The 17,489-nt window shown below is 63.9% G+C and carries 13 protein-coding genes, 5 tRNA genes and 1 rRNA gene; 14 read left to right on the top strand and 5 right to left on the bottom strand.

Features of this window, described 5'->3' with window-relative positions; all coding sequences use genetic code 11:
* Window positions 1-25 precede the first annotated feature (25 nt).
* Window positions 26-802, top strand: a complete 777-nt coding sequence (gene pstB / locus H0193_RS06210; protein WP_181889021.1) for a phosphate ABC transporter ATP-binding protein PstB — start codon at window positions 26-28, stop codon at window positions 800-802.
* A gap of 68 nt (window positions 803-870) precedes the next feature.
* Here the strand turns inward: pstB and H0193_RS06205 are convergent, their stop codons facing one another.
* Window positions 871-1,602 carry a phosphate signaling complex PhoU family protein gene (locus H0193_RS06205; RefSeq protein WP_338026613.1) on the bottom strand — a complete coding sequence of 244 codons (732 nt, stop codon included), beginning with the start codon at window positions 1,600-1,602 and terminating at the stop codon, window positions 871-873.
* Window positions 1,603-1,630: 28 nt separating this feature from the next.
* Window positions 1,631-2,791, bottom strand: coding sequence for a tRNA dihydrouridine synthase DusB (dusB, locus tag H0193_RS06200; protein WP_181889020.1), 1,161 nt, complete (start codon window positions 2,789-2,791; stop codon window positions 1,631-1,633).
* Between the two features lie 189 nt (window positions 2,792-2,980).
* Between dusB and H0193_RS06195 the strand changes: the two genes are divergently transcribed.
* The 3 genes from H0193_RS06195 (at window position 2,981) to zupT (ending at window position 5,454) form a co-directional block, all read left to right on the top strand.
* Window positions 2,981-4,489, top strand: a complete 1,509-nt coding sequence (locus H0193_RS06195; RefSeq protein WP_181889019.1) for an acetyl-CoA hydrolase/transferase family protein — start codon at window positions 2,981-2,983, stop codon at window positions 4,487-4,489.
* 52 nt (window positions 4,490-4,541) lie between these two features.
* A tRNA-Lys gene (locus H0193_RS06190) sits at window positions 4,542-4,614 on the top strand.
* 75 nt (window positions 4,615-4,689) lie between these two features.
* On the top strand, window positions 4,690-5,454 hold the full coding sequence (zupT, locus tag H0193_RS06185) for a zinc transporter ZupT (RefSeq protein WP_181889018.1): 765 nt from the start codon (window positions 4,690-4,692) through the stop codon (window positions 5,452-5,454).
* A 3-nt stretch (window positions 5,455-5,457) separates the two neighbouring features.
* Here the strand turns inward: zupT and H0193_RS06180 are convergent, their stop codons facing one another.
* The gene (locus H0193_RS06180) at window positions 5,458-6,045 is read right to left on the bottom strand and encodes a CG0192 family protein (RefSeq protein ID WP_181889017.1); all 588 of its coding nucleotides are present in this window, start codon (window positions 6,043-6,045) and stop codon (window positions 5,458-5,460) included.
* 74 nt (window positions 6,046-6,119) lie between these two features.
* On the opposite strand from H0193_RS06180, the gene H0193_RS06175 reads away from it, so the two are divergent.
* From H0193_RS06175 to H0193_RS06150, 6 genes are all read left to right on the top strand, one after another.
* Window positions 6,120-6,192: transfer RNA gene (locus H0193_RS06175), tRNA-Glu, on the top strand.
* Between the two features lies 1 nt (window position 6,193).
* Window positions 6,194-6,270 (top strand) — tRNA-Asp (locus tag H0193_RS06170).
* A gap of 55 nt (window positions 6,271-6,325) precedes the next feature.
* The gene (locus tag H0193_RS06165) at window positions 6,326-8,683 is read left to right on the top strand and encodes an ATP-binding cassette domain-containing protein (RefSeq protein WP_181889016.1); all 2,358 of its coding nucleotides are present in this window, start codon (window positions 6,326-6,328) and stop codon (window positions 8,681-8,683) included.
* A gap of 84 nt (window positions 8,684-8,767) precedes the next feature.
* A tRNA-Asp gene (locus tag H0193_RS06160) sits at window positions 8,768-8,841 on the top strand.
* Between the two features lie 28 nt (window positions 8,842-8,869).
* A tRNA-Phe gene (locus tag H0193_RS06155) sits at window positions 8,870-8,942 on the top strand.
* Between the two features lie 60 nt (window positions 8,943-9,002).
* Window positions 9,003-9,293: a GNAT family N-acetyltransferase gene (locus tag H0193_RS06150; RefSeq protein ID WP_181889015.1), complete on the top strand. Its 291-nt coding sequence runs from the start codon at window positions 9,003-9,005 to the stop codon at window positions 9,291-9,293.
* On the opposite strand, the gene epsC is transcribed toward H0193_RS06150, so the two are convergent.
* Window positions 9,294-9,893 (bottom strand): serine O-acetyltransferase EpsC, encoded by a 600-nt coding sequence (epsC, locus tag H0193_RS06145; protein WP_181889014.1) that lies wholly within the window; start codon window positions 9,891-9,893, stop codon window positions 9,294-9,296.
* Between the two features lie 314 nt (window positions 9,894-10,207).
* On the opposite strand from epsC, the gene H0193_RS06140 reads away from it, so the two are divergent.
* Complete coding sequence (locus tag H0193_RS06140) at window positions 10,208-11,842, top strand: IS3 family transposase (protein ID WP_181889013.1); 1,635 nt, start codon at window positions 10,208-10,210, stop codon at window positions 11,840-11,842.
* Between the two features lie 170 nt (window positions 11,843-12,012).
* Here the strand turns inward: H0193_RS06140 and cysK are convergent, their stop codons facing one another.
* Window positions 12,013-12,954 carry a cysteine synthase A gene (cysK, locus tag H0193_RS06135; RefSeq protein ID WP_181889012.1) on the bottom strand — a complete coding sequence of 314 codons (942 nt, stop codon included), beginning with the start codon at window positions 12,952-12,954 and terminating at the stop codon, window positions 12,013-12,015.
* 267 nt (window positions 12,955-13,221) lie between these two features.
* Between cysK and ramA the strand changes: the two genes are divergently transcribed.
* The 3 genes from ramA (at window position 13,222) to H0193_RS06120 (ending at window position 17,426) form a co-directional block, all read left to right on the top strand.
* Complete coding sequence (gene ramA / locus H0193_RS06130) at window positions 13,222-14,064, top strand: acetate metabolism transcriptional regulator RamA (protein WP_181889639.1); 843 nt, start codon at window positions 13,222-13,224, stop codon at window positions 14,062-14,064.
* Window positions 14,065-14,108: 44 nt separating this feature from the next.
* Entirely contained in the window at window positions 14,109-15,359 is a 1,251-nt protein-coding gene (gene murA, locus H0193_RS06125) for a UDP-N-acetylglucosamine 1-carboxyvinyltransferase (protein ID WP_181889011.1), read from the top strand.
* 551 nt (window positions 15,360-15,910) lie between these two features.
* Window positions 15,911-17,426: ribosomal RNA gene (locus H0193_RS06120) — 16S ribosomal RNA — on the top strand.
* Window positions 17,427-17,489 lie beyond the last annotated feature (63 nt).

The following is a 17,489-nucleotide window of genomic DNA, read 5'->3' as shown; positions in this document are numbered from 1 at the left end:
CCCACCCATCCCAGGAGAAACCCAGATGTCTACCAAGCTCGAACTCAACGACGTCAACATCTACTACGGCGACTTCCACGCCGTGCAGAACGTCAACATGCAGATCCCGTCCAAGGCCGTGACCGCCTTCATCGGCCCGTCCGGCTGCGGCAAGTCCACCGTGCTGCGCACCCTGAACCGCATGCACGAGGTCATCCCCGGCGCATCCGTGAAGGGCGAGATCCTCCTTGACGGCAACGACATTTACGGCAAGAACGTCGACCCGGTTGCCGTGCGCAACACCATCGGCATGGTGTTCCAGAAGGCCAACCCGTTCCCGACCATGTCCATCGAGGACAACGTCGTCGCGGGCCTGCGCCTGTCCGGCGAGAAGGACAAGAAGAAGCTCAAGGAAGTTGCCGAGCAGTCCCTGCGCGGCGCGAACCTGTGGGAAGAGGTCAAGGACCGCCTGGACAAGCCGGGCGGCGGCCTTTCCGGCGGTCAGCAGCAGCGTCTGTGCATCGCGCGCGCGATCGCTGTGCGCCCGGAGGTCCTGCTCATGGACGAGCCCTGCTCCGCCCTGGACCCGATTTCCACCCTCGCCGTGGAGGACCTCATCCACGAGCTGAAGAACGAGTACACCATCGTCATCGTGACCCACAACATGCAGCAGGCTGCGCGTGTGTCCGACAAGACCGCCTTCTTCTCCCTCGAGGCCACCGGTAAGCCGGGCCACCTGGTGGAGTTCAACGACACCACCACCATCTTCGAGAACCCGGAGCAGAAGGAGACCGAGGACTACATCTCCGGCCGCTTCGGCTAAAGCATTCTGCTTTTCGACGCGCCCCTTCGGTGCCCCACGCACCGCAAGGGGCGCCGCCCTTTTTGGACCTACTTCCGTTTGCGGAACTTGCGCTCGATGGTGGCGAACTTCTTCACCGGGTCGTAGTCCACCTCGTCGCGCTGCTGCACGTATGCCTCGGGCTTGAGCCCGGTGATGAGGAAGACCATGCGCCGGCCCACGCTGACGCAGCGGTCGGCGTAGCGCTCGTAGTAGCGCGCCAGCATGGACACGTCCACGGCTTCCCGGTTGGTGTATTGCCAATCCTTGTCGGTGACAAGGGCGCTGAGGTAAGCCTTCATGTCGTCCACGCCCTCGTCGATAGTGTGCAGCTCCACGGCGGCGTCGGCGTCGGGCTCGCCGAGCAGCTTGCGGGTGGCGGCGCCCATTTCGTGGACGAGGCGGGCGAGCTCTTGCACGTAGCCGTGCAGCGGTTCGGGGTAGACGGGGGAGGGGTGGCGCTGCCGGGCCAGCAGGGCAACATTCTTCGCCAGCGAGCCCATGCGGTCGAAGCTTTCCACGATGTAGATGGCGGAGATCACCTGGCGCAGGTCGTACGCCACGGGGCTGTGCAGTGCGAGCAGGCTCATGCTGCGTTCCTCGCAGCGCTGGCTGATCTCTTTCAGCGCGTCCGTCTCCGTCAGCGCGACTTCGGCGTCCTCCAGGGACTGTTCCAAAAGCGCTGCGCTGGCGTGGTCCATGATCTTGCGCACGGCGTCGCACATCTCTAGAACGTCCTTGTTGAAGGCCTCGAGATGTTCTCTATACACGGTGCGCAGCATGGGTTTCATGCTACGCACACTGGCGGGTTTACCCGCCGTTATTTTCAATTTCGGCGCCTTCGGGCACGGTGTCGTCCTCCGGGTCTTCCAACCAGCCCTCGGGCAGGGCGATCTTGCCGGCGGAGCCCTGGCGCCCGCGGGCGTCGTCCGCGTGCTGGGCCATCTCGTCCGAGTCGGCGATGGGTGCCAGGCGCTCCTTCAGCTCCGCCAGCGAGCTGACTTGGGCCAACGATTTGCGGAACTCGCCGCCGACGGGGAAGCCGCGCAGGTACCAGCCGGTGTGTTTGCGGATGTCGCGGCAGGCGTGCTCTTCGCCGTCGTGGGCGGCCAGCAGCTCCGCGTGGCGGTAGATGATGCCGGCAACTTGGCCGAGCGTCGGCTCCGGCGGGATCTCCTCGCCGCGCAGCTGGGCGCCGAGTTGGGCGAACAGCCACGGCCGTCCCAGGCACCCGCGGCCGACTTCCACGCCGTGGCAGCCGGTTCGTTCCATCATTTTCGCGGCGTCGTCGGCGGCGAAGATGTCGCCGTTGCCGATGACGGGTACGCCGGTGCCGTCCATGTGCTCGACCAGGCGGCCGATCTCGTCCCAGTGGGCCTCGCCCGAGTAGCGCTCCGCGCCGGTGCGGGCGTGCAGGGCCACGGCGGCGGCTCCTGCCTCGGCGGCGATGCGGCCCGCGTCGAGGTGGGTGTGGTGCTCGTCGTCGATGCCGATGCGGAACTTCACCGTGATCGGGATGCCGGAGCCTTCGGCGGCGCGCACTGCGGCGTCGACGATGTTGCCGTAGAGGCGGCGCTTGTACGGGATGGCGCAGCCGCCGCCCTTGCGGGTGACCTTGGGCACGGGGCAGCCGAAGTTCATGTCCACGTGGTCGGCGATGTCTTCTTCGACGATCATGCGCACGGCCTCGTAGGTGAACTTGGGGTCCACGGTGTACAGCTGCATCGACCGCGGGGTTTCCACGTCGGCGAAGGTGGTCATGTGCAGGGTTTTCTGGTTGCGGGCCACCATGGCGCGCGCCGTGATCATCTCGCAGACGTACAAGCCCGAGGAGGTGCCGGTGAGCTCTTCTTCAATCTCGCGGCACAGCACGCGAAACGGCATGTTTGTCACCCCGGCCATCGGCGCGAGGATGACGGGGGAGCTCAGATCAATGCCGCCGATTGTCAGGGCGGGGGCAACTGCAGTCATAGTGCCGCCCATTCTTCCTGTGCAGTATGTGTCCCGTCCAATCGCCGGGTTTACGCCCGTTCGGGGGTACGGGGCCGTCGCTAAGCACTTGCTTTTCGACGAGCTCCGCCCGAATCCTGGCAGTGGGGCGTACGTCACAATATGGTGGGAAATGTTATATACCCGCACGAAACGATTTGAGGGAGCATCATGAGCGACCGCATTGCAAGCGCCAAGCTGCGCGACAAGGTTATGTCCGCCGAAGAGGCTGTCCAGTTTGTCAACCACGGCGACAAGGTCGGCACCTCCGGCTTCACCGGCGCCGGCTACCCCAAGGCTATGCCCGCCGCCATCGCGGAGAAAGCGAAGGCCGCCCATGAGAAGGGCCAGGACTTCTCCATCGACATGTACACCGGCGCCTCCACCGCACCGGAGTGCGACGGCGTGCTCGCCGAGGCCGGTGCGCTGCGCTATCGCATGCCGTACCAGTCCGACCCGACCATGCGTAACAAGATCAACGCCGGCGAGATGAAGTTCCAGGACATCCACCTGTCGCACTCCGGCATGATGGTTGAGCAGGGCTTCTTCGGCGAGGTCGACCTGGCCATCGTGGAGGCCGTGCGCATCACCGAGGACGGCAACATCGTCCCGTCCTCCTCGGTGGGCAACTCCGTGGAGTTCCTCAACGCCGCCAAGAAGATCATCATCGAGGTCAACTCCTGGCAGTCCGAGGAGCTCGAGGGCATGCACGACATCTGGACCGTGCCGCCGCTGCCGAACCGCATCCCGATCCCGATCACCAAGTGCGGCGACCGCATCGGCACCACCTACATCGAGATCGACCCGGAGAAGGTCGTCGCCGTCATTGAGACGAACGCCCCGGACCGCAACGCCCCGTTCAAGGCGCCGGACGAGATCTCCGAGCAGATCGCCGGCAACTTCCTCGACTTCCTGGAGAACGAGGTCAAGGCCGGCCGCCTGGCCTACGACGGCTACGTCATGCAGTCCGGCGTGGGCAACGTCCCCAACGCGGTGATGGCGGGCCTGATGGACTCCAAGTTCGAGAACATCCAGGCCTACACCGAGGTGATCCAGGACGGCATGGTCGACCTGATCGACGCCGGCAAGATGACCGTGGCGTCCGCAACGTCGTTCTCCCTGTCGCCGGAGTACGCGGAGAAGATGAACAACGAGGCCTCGCGCTACCGCGAGTCCATCATCCTGCGCCCGCAGTCCATCTCCAACCACCCTGAGGTCATCCGCCGCACCGGCCTGATCGCGTCCAACGGCATGATCGAGGCGGACATCTACGGCAACGCCAACTCCACCCACATCAACGGCTCCCGTCTGATGAACGCCCTGGGCGGCTCCGGCGACTTCACCCGCAACGCCTACATCTCCTCCTTCATCTCCCCGTCGGTGGCGAAAGACGGCGCGATTTCCGCAATCGTCCCGTTCGCGTCCCACATCGACCACAACGAGCACGACGCGATGGTCTTCATCACCGAGTACGGCGTGGCCGACCTGCGTGGCCTGGCCCCGCGCGACCGCGTGGCCAAGATGATCTCCATCGCCCACCCGTCGTACCGCCCGCTGCTGGAGGAGTACGTCGAGCTCGCTTCCAAGTGCAAGTACCAGGCAACCCCGCACGATCTGCGCCACGCCTTCGACTTCCACCTGCGCATGGAAGAGACCGGCACGATGATGAAGCAGGACTAACCCTGCCCCGATTTCCGGGCTAATGGTCCCAGGGGCTACCATTAGCCCCCGCGGGCCTTTAGCTCAGCTGGTAGAGCTACGGACTTTTAATCCGCAGGTCGCGGGTTCGATCCCCGCAGGGCCCACCTTCAACCCCCGTCGCTATATTGCGGCGGGGGTTTGTTGCATCCAGGGGCGGCTGGGCGGGCTAGAGTTGCCGCATGAACTTTGGGCTCGCGTTCGGTCTGTCGCTGTTCGCCGGTTTGTCTACCGGCCTCGGCGGCCTGCTTGTGGCGCTCAAGCGCAACCCCAGTGACAAGTTTCTCGCTGCTTCGCTGGGATTTTCCGCCGGCGTGATGGTCTACATCTCGCTGGTGGAGCTGCTGCCGGAGGGGGTCGCCTCGCTCGGGGGCGACGACAGGGCGCAGCTGTGGGGCACCGTCGCGTTCTTCGCGGGCATCGCTGTGATCGCGTTGATCGACAGGTTTGTGCCCGACGGCATCAACCCGCACGAAGACCCTTCGGGCGGAAAGACCATGCGCAACGTCGGCGTGGTCACCGGCTTAGCCATCGCGGTGCACAACTTCCCGGAGGGCTTCGCCTCGTTCATCGCGGCGCTGGAAAACCCGGCGCTGGGGCTTCCGATTGCCATCGCGATCGCCATCCACAACATCCCGGAAGGCGTGGCGGTGGCCGTGCCGCTGCGCCAGGCCACAGGGAAGAAGTGGAAGGCCGCCGGCTGGGCCACGCTGTCTGGTTTGGCCGAGCCGTTGGGCGCACTGATCGGGTTTGTGCTGCTTCGCCCCTTCCTGGGCCCGGAGACGCTCGGCGTGGCCTACGCCGCCATCGCCGGGATCATGGTGTTTGTCAGCCTGGACAAGCTTTTGCCCACGGCAATTCATACCGGCCGCCACCACACCGCGATCTACGGACTCATCGCGGGTATGGCCGTCATGGCGGCCAGCCTGCTCATTCTGCCGGGCTAAGGCCTACTTCCAGACCTCGAGGCGCATGAGGATCACGCCGTCGTCCGCGCGCACGAGCGCGAGGTCTTCCGGCTCCGCCACCTGGGCGTCGAGGATCTCGCGGGTGATGCGCAGCTGGTAGCGCTGCTTTTCGCCGTCGATGTCCACTGAGCCGATGCTGGTGTACTCGTTGTGGTCCTCAATCTCCGCCGCACTGACCGCCACGTCGGGGGTCTGGCCGGTGCCGCGCACCGCGAAGATCGGCTCGCCGGTGCTGAAGGACGCGCCCTCGCCGCCGGAAAGTATCGTCTGGATCAGCTCGCGCACAGCCACCGGATCCGTGGTCAGCGGCGCCACGGAGCGGGCGCCGAGGACGGAATGGTTCATGGGCGTGAGCTCGTCGTCAAGCTTGGCTCCCGCGTCGCGGTAGGAGACACCGAACTGCCGCAGCGCGCCGTTGACATCGCGGCCGATAAGGACTTCGATGCCCACCTCGCCGTCGCGGTCCACCACACGGTAGGAACCGAGGGATTCAACGATGGGGGAGTGCGCGGAAAGGAGTTCATCTTTTGTCGGGGACAGGGTCGCGTCGTAGATGATTGCTTCAGCCATGTAGGCCACTGTAGTGCTCGTTTGGTTGCTGCGAAGGCTGTGTCGTATGATTCAACGGCTGTCTTTGATGACAGGCCCCCATCGTCTAGAGGCCTAGGACTCCGCCCTTTCACGGCGGCAACACGGGTTCGAATCCCGTTGGGGGTACGGCCCTGTGGCGCAGTTGGTTAGCGCGCCGCCCTGTCACGGCGGAGGTCGCGGGTTCAAGTCCCGTCAGGGTCGCCATTAGCTCGAGGTACGCCTCGAGCCTTTTGCTTTGCGACGGCTACGCTTGGCACCCGTGAAGAACAAGGCTGACGCCCACGACGTAATCGTTGTTACCGGCGCGAACGAGAACAACCTGCGGGACGTCTCTGTCACGATCCCGAAACGCCGCCTCACCGTGTTCGCCGGCGTGTCCGGGTCCGGCAAGTCCTCGCTGGTCTTCGACACCGTTGCTGCCGAGTCGCAACGCCTGATCAACGAGACGTACTCGTCCTTTGTCCAGGGCTTCATGCCGTCGATGGCGCGGCCGGACGTGGTCGGGCTCGAAGGGGTGACCGCGGCGATCGTGGTGGACCAGTCCGCGCTTGGGAGCAACGTGCGCTCCACCGTCGGCACCGCCACGGACGTCACGCCGATGCTGCGTGTGCTGTTTTCGCGCATCGCGGAGCCGCACGCCGGCGGGCCGGGCGCGTACTCCTTCAACGTCCCCAGCGTGACGGGCGGCGGCGCGATCAAGGACGCGACCGGCAAGAAGAAGGTGGTGAAGAACTTCACCCGCACCGGCGGCATGTGCCCGGAGTGCGCCGGCACCGGCCGCGCGAGCAAGTTCGACGAGGCGCAGGTGGTCGACGACTCGCTGTCCATCGATGACGGCGCCATCCTCGCGCCCGGCTACAAGCCCGGCTCCTGGCAGTTCCGCGCCTACGCCGAGGCCGGGAAGTTCCCGGTGGACGTGCCCGTCGGCGAGTTCACGGCCGAGCAGCGCCACGCTCTGCTCTACGGCGAGCCCGAGAAGGTGCAGTACCTGGGCTTCAACACCACCTACCAGGGGCTCATCCCGCGCCTGGAGTCCTCGCTGCTGAGCAAGGAAAAAGAGGGCCTGCAAAAAGCCGCCCGCGAGTTTGTGGACCGCGCCGTGACCCAGGTGGATTGCCCCGCCTGCGGCGGCACCCGCCTGGCGCAGCACGCGCTGGAGTCGAAGATCAACGGCAAGAACATCGCCGAGCTGTGCGCCATGGAGGTCGAGGACCTGGCCGAGTGGTTCGAGGGCGTGGACGCGCCGGGCGTGGCGCCGCTGGTGGCGTCCATACGCGAGGCGCTGGCGAATTTTGTTGCCATCGGGCTGGGCTACATCGCGCTGGATCGGCCGAGTTCGACGCTCTCCGGCGGCGAGTCGCAGCGCGTGAAGATGATCCGGCACTTGGGCTCCGCGCTTTCGGACGTCACCTACGTCTTCGACGAGCCCACCGCCGGCCTGCACGCCGCCGACATCGACAGGTTGAACGGCCTGCTCACCGCGCTGCGGGACAAGGGCAACACCGTGCTCGTGGTGGAGCACCGCCCGCAGACCATCGAGGTCGCCGACCACGTCATCGAACTCGGCCCCGGCGCCGGCACCGAGGGCGGCGAGATCGTCTTCGAGGGCACCGTTGCGGAGCTGCGCGAGGCTGGCACGCGCACGGGTGAGAGCCTGAAGCTCGGCGTCGAGCTTAAGGAGGACCCGCGCGAGCCCGTCGATTGGCTGCAAGTGCGCGGGGCGAGCGAGAACAACCTCGCCGACATCGACGTGGACATCTCCGCAGGCGTGCTCACCGCAGTGACGGGTGTGGCGGGTTCCGGCAAGTCCTCCCTGCTGCGCGCGCTTGAGGATTCCGCGCTGCTGGAGGACGCGGTGTGGGTGGACCAGGCGCCCATCTCCGGGTCGCGGCGCTCCAACCCCGCCACGTACACCGGCGCGCTGGACTCGATCCGCAAGGCGTTTGCGAAGGCGTCGGGGGAGCCGTCCTCGCTGTTCTCCCCGAACTCCGCCGGCGCGTGCCAGCACTGCAAGGGCGCAGGCGTGGTCTACGTGGATCTCGGCATAATGCAGGGCGTGGATGTGCCCTGCGAGGTCTGCGAGGGTAAGCGTTTCAGCGACGCCGTGCTCGTGCACACCCTCGGCGGCAAGAACATCGCCGAGGTGCTGGCAATGCCCGCCGACGAAGCGCAGCCCTACCTGAAGGAGAACAAGGTCAACGCTGCCGCGAAGATGTGCGGGCACCTCATCGACGTGGGGCTGGGCTACGTCACGCTCGGCCAGCCGTTGACCACGCTGTCCGGCGGCGAGCGCCAGCGACTCAAGCTGGCCGCCAGCCTGAAGAAGCCCGCGCCCGCCTACGTGCTGGACGAACCGACCACCGGCCTGCACCTGACCGACACCGCGCGCCTGGTGGAGCTGTTCGACCGGCTGGTGGATTCCGGCGCGACCGTCATCGTGGTGGAGCACAACCTGGCACTGGTGTCCCGCGCCGACTACGTCATCGACCTGGGCCCCGGGGCCGGCTCCGCGGGTGGGCAGGTGGTGGATGCGGGCACGGTGCGGCAGCTCGTCGATAGGCATGAAAGCACCGGGTCCGAAACCGGGAGATACCTCTCACACGCTGGCGATTTGTAGCCGTATGAGGGTGCTGTGTAATGTATCAACTCGTGCAAGCGACAGTGTGAAACGCACTCGAGCGGCACGAAAATAACAGAATATGGCCCTGTGGCGCAGTTGGTTAGCGCGCCGCCCTGTCACGGCGGAGGTCGCGGGTTCAAGTCCCGTCAGGGTCGCTGAATTGCTTGGCAAACGAGTAGTTCCGGCCAGATAGCTCAGTTGGTAGAGCACACGCCTGAAAAGTGTGGGGTCGCCAGTTCGATCCTGGCTCTGGCCACACTCCCGAAAACCCCTTCCGCAGCGACGCGGAAGGGGTTTCACATATATAGTCGGCCGCATGTCTGAAAACCCGGAAGTATCCGTGCGCAAGAATGAAACGGACGGCCAGTACGAAATCCTCGTCGGCGAAGAAGTCGCCGGCTTTGCCACCTACGCCGACGCGAACGGCGTGCGCGACCTGCCGCACACCGTGGTGGACCCCAAGTTCCGCGGCCAGGGCCTGTCCAAGCCGCTGATCCAGGCAGCGCTTGACGACGCCCGCGCCGACGGCATGCAGGTCACCCCGTCCTGCCCCGCGGTGGAGCGCTACATCGAGCAGAACCCGCAGTACCGGGACCTGCTCGCCTAACTAGATGATGTAGCTGCCCGGATCGACGTAGCTGTCGGGGTCCACGAGCTTGACGCACTCGTCCGTCTTGCGCGGGCGGGTCTTGGCCGGGATGCCGACAGCGATGGAGTTTTCCGGCACGTCCTTGGTCACGACGGCGTTCGCGCCGACGGCGGAGCCCGCGCCGATGGTCACCGGGCCCAGCACCTTCGCGCCGGCGCCGATAGTGACGTTGTCGCCGATGGTGGGGTGGCGCTTCGTCTGCGTGAGCACCTGCCCGCCCAGCGTAACCCCGTGGTAGAGCATGACTCCCTCGCCGATCTCCGCGGTCTCGCCGATGACGATGCCCATGCCGTGGTCGATGAAGAACCTGCGGCCGATCGTCGCGCCGGGGTGGATCTCAATGCCGGTGAAGAACCGGTTCAGCTGCGCCAGGATGCGCGCCGGCCCCTTCCAGTCCCGCTCCCACATGGCGTGGCAGATGCGGTGCACCCAAATAGCGTGCAGACCCGAGTACACGACAGCGTTTTCGACGTCGCCGCGCGCGGCCGGGTCGTGCTCGCGCGCGTTTACCAGGTCCTCGCGGACGGTGGAAACTACCTTTGCGGCCAGGGAAAGCATGGGGCGCAGTGTACCAAGCGGTTCATTTTTTGTGGGGATAAAGATTCCCCCGGGGTCATGGGTGGTCCGACCAGCCCTGCCCAGCCCGTCAGAACCGGTCCGTTCGCACGAAGAAACCGGCTACCTACAACCGGCTACCAGCCGAGTTTGGGAGCGCGGACAAAAAGTTGGAGTGTTGGGGGCTGGAAGGTATTCCGATGCCCGCAGGTTTTCCATCTGATATCCGCGTTGGTGCGGTTGAGAGGTTTTTGGCTGGGTCGTCTGCCCGTGAGGTCTGCGACTGGGCTGAACACGCGTGTGGTCGCCGACCGTCGGTGGCCACGGTCGGCAACTGGGTTGCGGCCAAGCGTCGTGGCCAGAGCTTGGACGGTACGCGACGCGCCTACGACGCTGAGACCATCGCAAAAGTTGTCGCACGCAGATTGACCTCGCAGGCGACAGTGCGTGACATTGCCGTGGAGTTCGATGTCCACGACACCGCGGCACTGACCTGGACGAAGCGGTTTTGGCCCGACGATGACGAACGCGATTCGGCAGCGTCGATGACTTTCGACGAGGCCTATGCGGCGACAATGGAACGCGTGAGCAAACACCGCAAAGTCCAACGCAACCATCAGCAGCAGCGAGTCGATGAGGCAGCCAATGCGAAGAAACCACCCCGGCCAGTCAACGAGTGGCTGCCAGGGCCTGGGCCGATAGACGATATCGCTGATTTACCCAGTGACATGGACGAGCTGAAAAAACTCGTTGTTGAGATGCGCGACCGGGAAACGGTCAAAGACGCCATTATCCACGTGCTCATGAGCGATGGTGAGCCACGGGGAAAAGACAACGTCCGCGACGGTGAGTCGCGGGGAAAAGACGACGTCCGTGACGGTGAGCTGTCCACCGCGGCGAAAGCCGCAGTGGTGGTTGCCCTCACGGACGCCCACGAGTTTTCCATCGCTCGAGCATGCGCGGTCGTTGGGATTGCGCAGTCGACGTTTTACTACCACCGACACAAACACACGCAGGTAGTGCAACAGCGCGAACAGCGCCACGCTGCACTCAAACCGCTGATCTTGCAGGCAGCCGCCGAATCCGGGCAAAGCTACGGCTACCGGCGCATCCACGCCTGGTTAAAGATCATGGGGCATACAGTGTCGGAAAAGATCGTGCGCACCCTCATGAAAGAGCTTGGGTGCCGCCCGCCGGCGAAGGCGTCGGGCAAGTACTCCTCCTACACCGGTGAAACCGACCACAAACCGGCAAACCTGCTGCTGATCACCCCACCCGACAGCAGCGACGGGGATGCGGATTCGGATGCGGCCCGGCCGGTTGTTGCACCGTCGCAGTATTTCATCGACCACGCCGACACTCAGGGGCTGACCCACGATTTCCACGCGGATGCCCCGTGGGAGAAAATCGGCACCGACGTCACCGAAATCCACTGCCCAGACGGGAAGTTGTTCCTGTCGGCAGCGATCGATTTCTACGACGGGATGCCGATTGCGGTCACCATGTCGACGTCGCCGAATCACGACTTGGTCGCCGAGATGATCGCGCGAATCGACGAGGTAAAACCCGACGGTGCGCAACCGATTATCCATTCCGACCGTGGCGGGCTCTACCGCAGTGAACGCTGGGTCAGCCTGATCACCGACCACACCCACAACATCCTGGATTGCCCCGACTGCCAGGCCGATGCGTGGTGCGACACCCGGTGGCGATACATCCCGTCACTGTCACGCAAAGCCACCAGCGGCGACAACGCGCGCACCGAAGGGTTCTTCGGCACGATGAAACAAGAACTGCTCAAAGGCAGGCCTGTGGTGTCAACGATGACGGTGGAGCAAATGCGCGACTATATTGACACCTACATCGACTTCTACATTCACAGACGATTGAAGTCGACACTCGGCGACGGCTACACCACCATCGCCGAACACCGACAAGCACTGAGTGCATAACAACGAGACAAAGTCCCCCAAATGCACTCCAAGAATTTGTCCGCATCCCCTTTTCGACGGGTAGCCGGTTGTAGGTAGCCGGTTTGCGGGTTTCGGGCCCCGCCCGCCCCGGCGCCGGATGGTGTCGGGGCCGGGGGAGGGGCGACAGCTCGTCGCAAAGCAAATAGTGCTTAGTCGCGGATGTCCTCGTACAGGACGGTGGAGACGTAGCGCTCGCCGAAGTCCGGGATGATGACCACGATGGTCTTGCCCGCGTTCTCCTCGCGCGCGGCCAGCTCCAGCGCCGCCTTGACGTTTGCACCTGCGGAGATGCCGCCGAGGATGGCGTCCTTCACCGCGAGCTCGCGGGAAGTGGACACGGCGTCCTCGTTGGTCACGGCGATGATCTCGTCCACGACGTTGCGGTCCAGGGTGCCCGGGATGAAGTTGGCGCCCAGACCCTGGATCTTGTGCGGGCCAGCCTCGCCCTTGGAGAGCAGTGGGGAGGCAGCCGGCTCGACGGCCACGGCCTTGACGTCCGACTTCTGCTCCTTGAGGTACTTGCCGGCACCCGAGATGGTGCCGCCGGTGCCCACGCCCGCGACGAGGATGTCCACCTCGCCGTCGGTGTCCTCCCAGATTTCCGGGCCGGTGGTGGCGTAGTGGATCTTCGGGTTGGCCTCGTTCTCAAACTGGCGGGCCAGGATGGCGCCCTCGTTCTGCTCTACCAGCTCGTTGGCCTTCTCCACGGCCCCCTTCATGCCGGCGGCGCCCGGGGTGAGCACGATCTCTGCGCCGTAGGCGCGCAGCAGCACGCGGCGCTCGGTGGACATGGTCTCCGGCATGGTCAGGATGACCTTGTAGCCCTTCGCGGCGCCCGCGAGTGCGAGTGCGATGCCGGTGTTGCCGGAGGTTGCCTCGACGATGGTGCCACCCGGCTTCAGCTCGCCGGATGCCTCGGCGGCCTCGATGATGGCCTTGCCGATGCGGTCTTTGACGGAGTTGGCCGGGTTGTAGAACTCCAGCTTGGCCAGCACGCGGGCCTTGGATCCGTTGGCCTCGGTGATGTCCTTCAGCTCGACGAGCGGGGTGCCGCCGATGAGGTCGAGAACGTTGCTTGCGATCTTCGCCATGAGAGATTGCCTCCTGGGTTGATTGAGTTTGTTTAAGGCTCAGCATACACCCCGAACTAGACCGGGTGGTTTGTCTCGTGTGTACCGGATGGTTCGGACCGGCGTTTTGGGTGCCGTGGAAGCGTTGAATCAAGCGCCGTTCGAGCGGGGCTAAGTTTGGCTACCCCCGTTCGCGCGATATGATCACGATTGTTTTTGAGTCCTGTTCGGATTCGGGTGTTCCCCAAACGGGTGCCCCCGGAACGGTGGAAGGCGACACGTATGACGATGGATGCGCAGCGCATCAAGGACGACGATGACGCGATCCGTGCTGCACTGACCGCGTTGAAGACCGCAACCGGAATTCCAGTTGCCATGTACGGCACTCTCCTGTCGGACAACCGGATCCAAATCACCCAGTGGATCGGCCTGCGTACCCCGGCGCTGCAGAACCTCAGCGTCGCCGAGGGGGCTGGCGTGGGCGGCAGGGTCGTGTCCACCCGCCGCGCAGTGGGCATCGCCGACTACACGCGAGCGTCCGTGATCTCCCACGAGTACGACCAGCAGATCCAGGACGAGGGCCTGCACTCCGTCGTGGCCGTGCCGGTGATCGTGCAGCGTGAGATTCGGGGCGTGTTGTACGTCGGCGTGCACTCGCCTGTGCGTCTGGGCGACAAGGTCATCGAGGAAGTCGCCATGACCGCGCGCACCCTCGAGCAGGAGCTCGCCGTCAACGCGGCGCTGCGCTCTTCCGACGGCGGGGACCGCGCCGGCGCCAAGACCGGTCGCGCGATGAACGGCGCCGAGTGGGAGCAGGTGCGCGCCACCCACTCCAAGCTGCGCATGCTGACCAACCGTGTGGAGGACGAGAAGCTGCGCAAAGAGCTCGAGCAGCTCTGTGAGCAGCTGGTCTCCCCGGTGGCCGTGAAGCAGACCACCAAGCTGTCCGCTCGCGAGCTCGACGTGCTCGCATGCGTGGCGCTCGGCCACACCAACGTGGAGGCCGCCGCCGAGATGGGCATCGGCGCGGAGACCGTGAAGTCCTACCTGCGCAGCGTGATGCGCAAACTCGGTGCTCACACCAGGTATGAGGCGGTCAACGCCGCGCGTCGCATCGGCGCTCTGCCGTAGGCAATTGCTTATCGACGTCCCTCCGGTTCTGTACTGTGGCGGACGTGAAAGAACGGTTTTTGGTTTCAGGCGGCGCCCGGCTTGCGGGCGAAGTTCGCGTCGACGGCGCCAAGAACAGCGTGCTCAAACTGATGGCCGCGGCCCTTCTTGCCGAAGGCACCACCACGCTGCGCAACTGCCCCCGGATCCTGGACGTTCCGCTGATGCGCGACGTCCTGGTCGGGCTGGGCTGCGAGGTGGACATTGACGGCGATGTGGTGCGCATCCACACTCCGGCCGAGGTGTCCCCGCACGCGGACTTTGACGCGGTGCGCCAGTTCCGCGCATCCGTTGCAGTGCTCGGGCCGTTGGTGGCCCGTTGCACCGAGGCGTACGTGGCGCTTCCTGGCGGAGACGCGATTGGCTCGCGCCCGCTGGACATGCACCAGTCCGGCCTGGAGAAGCTGGGCGCGACCACCCACATCGAGCACGGCGCGGTGGTGGCGCGGGCAGACAAACTCACCGGCGCCTCCATCAAGCTGGACTTCCCGTCCGTGGGTGCGACGGAGAACATCGTCACCGCGGCGGTGCTTGCGGACGGCCGCACCGTGCTTGACAACGCCGCGCGCGAGCCGGAGATCGTGGACCTGTGTTCCATGCTCAATTCCATGGGCGCGCGCATCGAAGGCGCGGGCACGTCCACCATCACCGTCGATGGTGTGGATTCGCTCTCGCCGACGGAGCACACGGTGGTCGGCGACCGCATCGTCGCCGGTACCTGGGCGTACGCCGCGGCCATGACCCAGGGCGACATCACCGTCACCGGCGCCGCCCCCGGGCATCTGCACCTGGCGCTGTCGAAGCTCAAGCTCGCCGGCGCCAACGTGGAGACCTACGACAACGGGTTCCGCGTGCGTATGGACCAGCGTCCACGCGCCGTGGACTACCAGACCTTGCCGTACCCCGGCTTTCCGACGGACCTCCAGCCCATGGCAATCGCGCTGGCGACGATTGCCGACGGCGTATCCGTGATCACCGAGAACGTCTTCGAGGCCCGCTTCCGGTTTGTGGACGAGATGCTGCGCCTGGGCGCCGACGCCAACGTGGACGGCCACCACGTCATGCTGCGTGGAGTGGACAACCTGTCGTCCACCGACGTGTGGTCCTCCGACATCCGCGCCGGCGCCGGACTCGTGCTCGCTGGCCTGGTCGCGGACGGTGTGACCACCGTGCACGAGGTGCACCACATCGACCGCGGCTACCCGGCCTTTGTCGAGCAGTTAAACGCGCTTGGTGCACATGTAGAACGCGCATAAAACCCGCGTTGTGCTGCGGGTTTGTGTTGTGTGTGGGGTGTGTGTAACTTATATCGAGTCAGCGAGACCGACAACGCCCCGCTGGAAGGTGAGATTCTTTCCGGTTTGTGTGGCGGGCAGGAAAACAATCGCTGGTAGATTCCAAAGTCACTTTGATGCTGACTCACTGTGTGTGGGTTGGTGTTGGGTGTGCTGGTGTTGTTTGAGAACTCGATAGTGTGCCAATGTACTTTTGTTGCGTGGGTGTGTTTGCCTGCCTTGTTTTGTGCACTGTGTGGTGTGTGCCCTGTTGTGGGTGTGTGCCGGTGGTGGCGTGGTTGAATTCCAATGATGGATCGCGTCATCTGTTTGGTTCATAGTGTGCGTGGGGTGTGGTTGAACATGTTTCACGTATGTTTTTTGGCCAGCCCCTGCTTATGACCCCGTCGGGTTGGGGGTTGGTTGTTTGAACCTTTGTAATTTTTGGATTTTGCCAGTCCAGCACTTTGTGTTGGTTGGTTTGTTTTTGGTTGGGTTTGGGCTTTTCACGGCCTGTTTCTGCTGAAACTGTTTTTGTGGAGAGTTTGATCCTGGCTCAGGATGAACGCTGGCGGCGTGCTTAACACATGCAAGTCGAACGGAAAGGCTCCTGCTTGCAGGGGTACTCGAGTGGCGAACGGGTGAGTAACACGTGGGTGATCTGCCCTGCACTTCGGGATAAGCCTGGGAAACTGGGTCTAATACCGGATAGGACCACATTTTGGATGGTGTGGTGGAAAGTTTTTCGGTGTGGGATGAGCTCGCGGCCTATCAGCTTGTTGGTGGGGTAATGGCCTACCAAGGCGTCGACGGGTAGCCGGCCTGAGAGGGTGTACGGCCACATTGGGACTGAGATACGGCCCAGACTCCTACGGGAGGCAGCAGTGGGGAATATTGCACAATGGGCGCAAGCCTGATGCAGCGACGCCGCGTGGGGGATGACGGCCTTCGGGTTGTAAACTCCTTTCGCTAGGGACGAAGCGCAAGTGACGGTACCTGGAGAAGAAGCACCGGCTAACTACGTGCCAGCAGCCGCGGTAATACGTAGGGTGCGAGCGTTGTCCGGAATTACTGGGCGTAAAGAGCTCGTAGGTGGTTTGTCGCGTCGTTTGTGTAAGCCCGCAGCTTAACTGCGGGACTGCAGGCGATACGGGCATAACTTGAGTGCTGTAGGGGAGACTGGAATTCCTGGTGTAGCGGTGGAATGCGCAGATATCAGGAGGAACACCGATGGCGAAGGCAGGTCTCTGGGCAGTAACTGACGCTGAGGAGCGAAAGCATGGGTAGCGAACAGGATTAGATACCCTGGTAGTCCATGCCGTAAACGGTGGGCGCTAGGTGTGAGTCCCTTCCACGGGGTTCGTGCCGTAGCTAACGCATTAAGCGCCCCGCCTGGGGAGTACGGCCGCAAGGCTAAAACTCAAAGGAATTGACGGGGGCCCGCACAAGCGGCGGAGCATGTGGATTAATTCGATGCAACGCGAAGAACCTTACCTGGGCTTGACATACACCAGATCGCCGTAGAGATACGGTTTCCCTTTGTGGTTGGTGTACAGGTGGTGCATGGTTGTCGTCAGCTCGTGTCGTGAGATGTTGGGTTAAGTCCCGCAACGAGCGCAACCCTTGTCTTATGTTGCCAGCACGTTATGGTGGGGACTCGTGAGAGACTGCCGGGGTTAACTCGGAGGAAGGTGGGGATGACGTCAAATCATCATGCCCCTTATGTCCAGGGCTTCACACATGCTACAATGGTCGGTACAACGCGTCTGCGAGCCTGTGAGGGTGAGCTAATCGCTGTAAAGCCGGTCGTAGTTCGGATTGGGGTCTGCAACTCGACCCCATGAAGTCGGAGTCGCTAGTAATCGCAGATCAGCAACGCTGCGGTGAATACGTTCCCGGGCCTTGTACACACCGCCCGTCACGTCATGAAAGTTGGTAACACCCGAAGCCAGTGGCCTGTCATGGGAGCTGTCGAAGGTGGGATCGGCGATTGGGACGAAGTCGTAACAAGGTAGCCGTACCGGAAGGTGCGGCTGGATCACCTCCTTTCTAAGGAGCTTTTATTTGTGTGCCCGCAGTTGTGGGTCATTGGTTGTGTGGTTGAGTCGCCGA

Source organism: Corynebacterium haematomassiliense (assembly GCF_013978595.1).
GTDB lineage: Bacteria > Actinomycetota > Actinomycetes > Mycobacteriales > Mycobacteriaceae > Corynebacterium > Corynebacterium lehmanniae.
Note: the sequence above shows the minus strand (reverse complement) of the source record. Positions and strands in the feature narration are given on the sequence as shown.

What these genes read in the sequence shown, in the direction of transcription:
- cysK (WP_181889012.1), bottom strand. Translation starts at nt 12,954, where the DNA reads ATGGCGAAGATCGCAAGCAACGTTCTCGACCTCATCGGCGGCACCCCG.
- zupT (WP_181889018.1), top strand. Translation starts at nt 4,690, where the DNA reads ATGAACTTTGGGCTCGCGTTCGGTCTGTCGCTGTTCGCCGGTTTGTCT.
- H0193_RS06150 (WP_181889015.1), top strand. Translation starts at nt 9,003, where the DNA reads ATGTCTGAAAACCCGGAAGTATCCGTGCGCAAGAATGAAACGGACGGC.
- H0193_RS06195 (WP_181889019.1), top strand. Translation starts at nt 2,981, where the DNA reads ATGAGCGACCGCATTGCAAGCGCCAAGCTGCGCGACAAGGTTATGTCC.
- H0193_RS06180 (WP_181889017.1), bottom strand. Translation starts at nt 6,045, where the DNA reads ATGGCTGAAGCAATCATCTACGACGCGACCCTGTCCCCGACAAAAGAT.
- H0193_RS06205 (WP_338026613.1), bottom strand. Translation starts at nt 1,602, where the DNA reads ATGCTGCGCACCGTGTATAGAGAACATCTCGAGGCCTTCAACAAGGAC.
- epsC (WP_181889014.1), bottom strand. Translation starts at nt 9,893, where the DNA reads ATGCTTTCCCTGGCCGCAAAGGTAGTTTCCACCGTCCGCGAGGACCTG.
- ramA (WP_181889639.1), top strand. Translation starts at nt 13,222, where the DNA reads ATGGATGCGCAGCGCATCAAGGACGACGATGACGCGATCCGTGCTGCA.
- pstB (WP_181889021.1), top strand. Translation starts at nt 26, where the DNA reads ATGTCTACCAAGCTCGAACTCAACGACGTCAACATCTACTACGGCGAC.
- dusB (WP_181889020.1), bottom strand. Translation starts at nt 2,791, where the DNA reads ATGACTGCAGTTGCCCCCGCCCTGACAATCGGCGGCATTGATCTGAGC.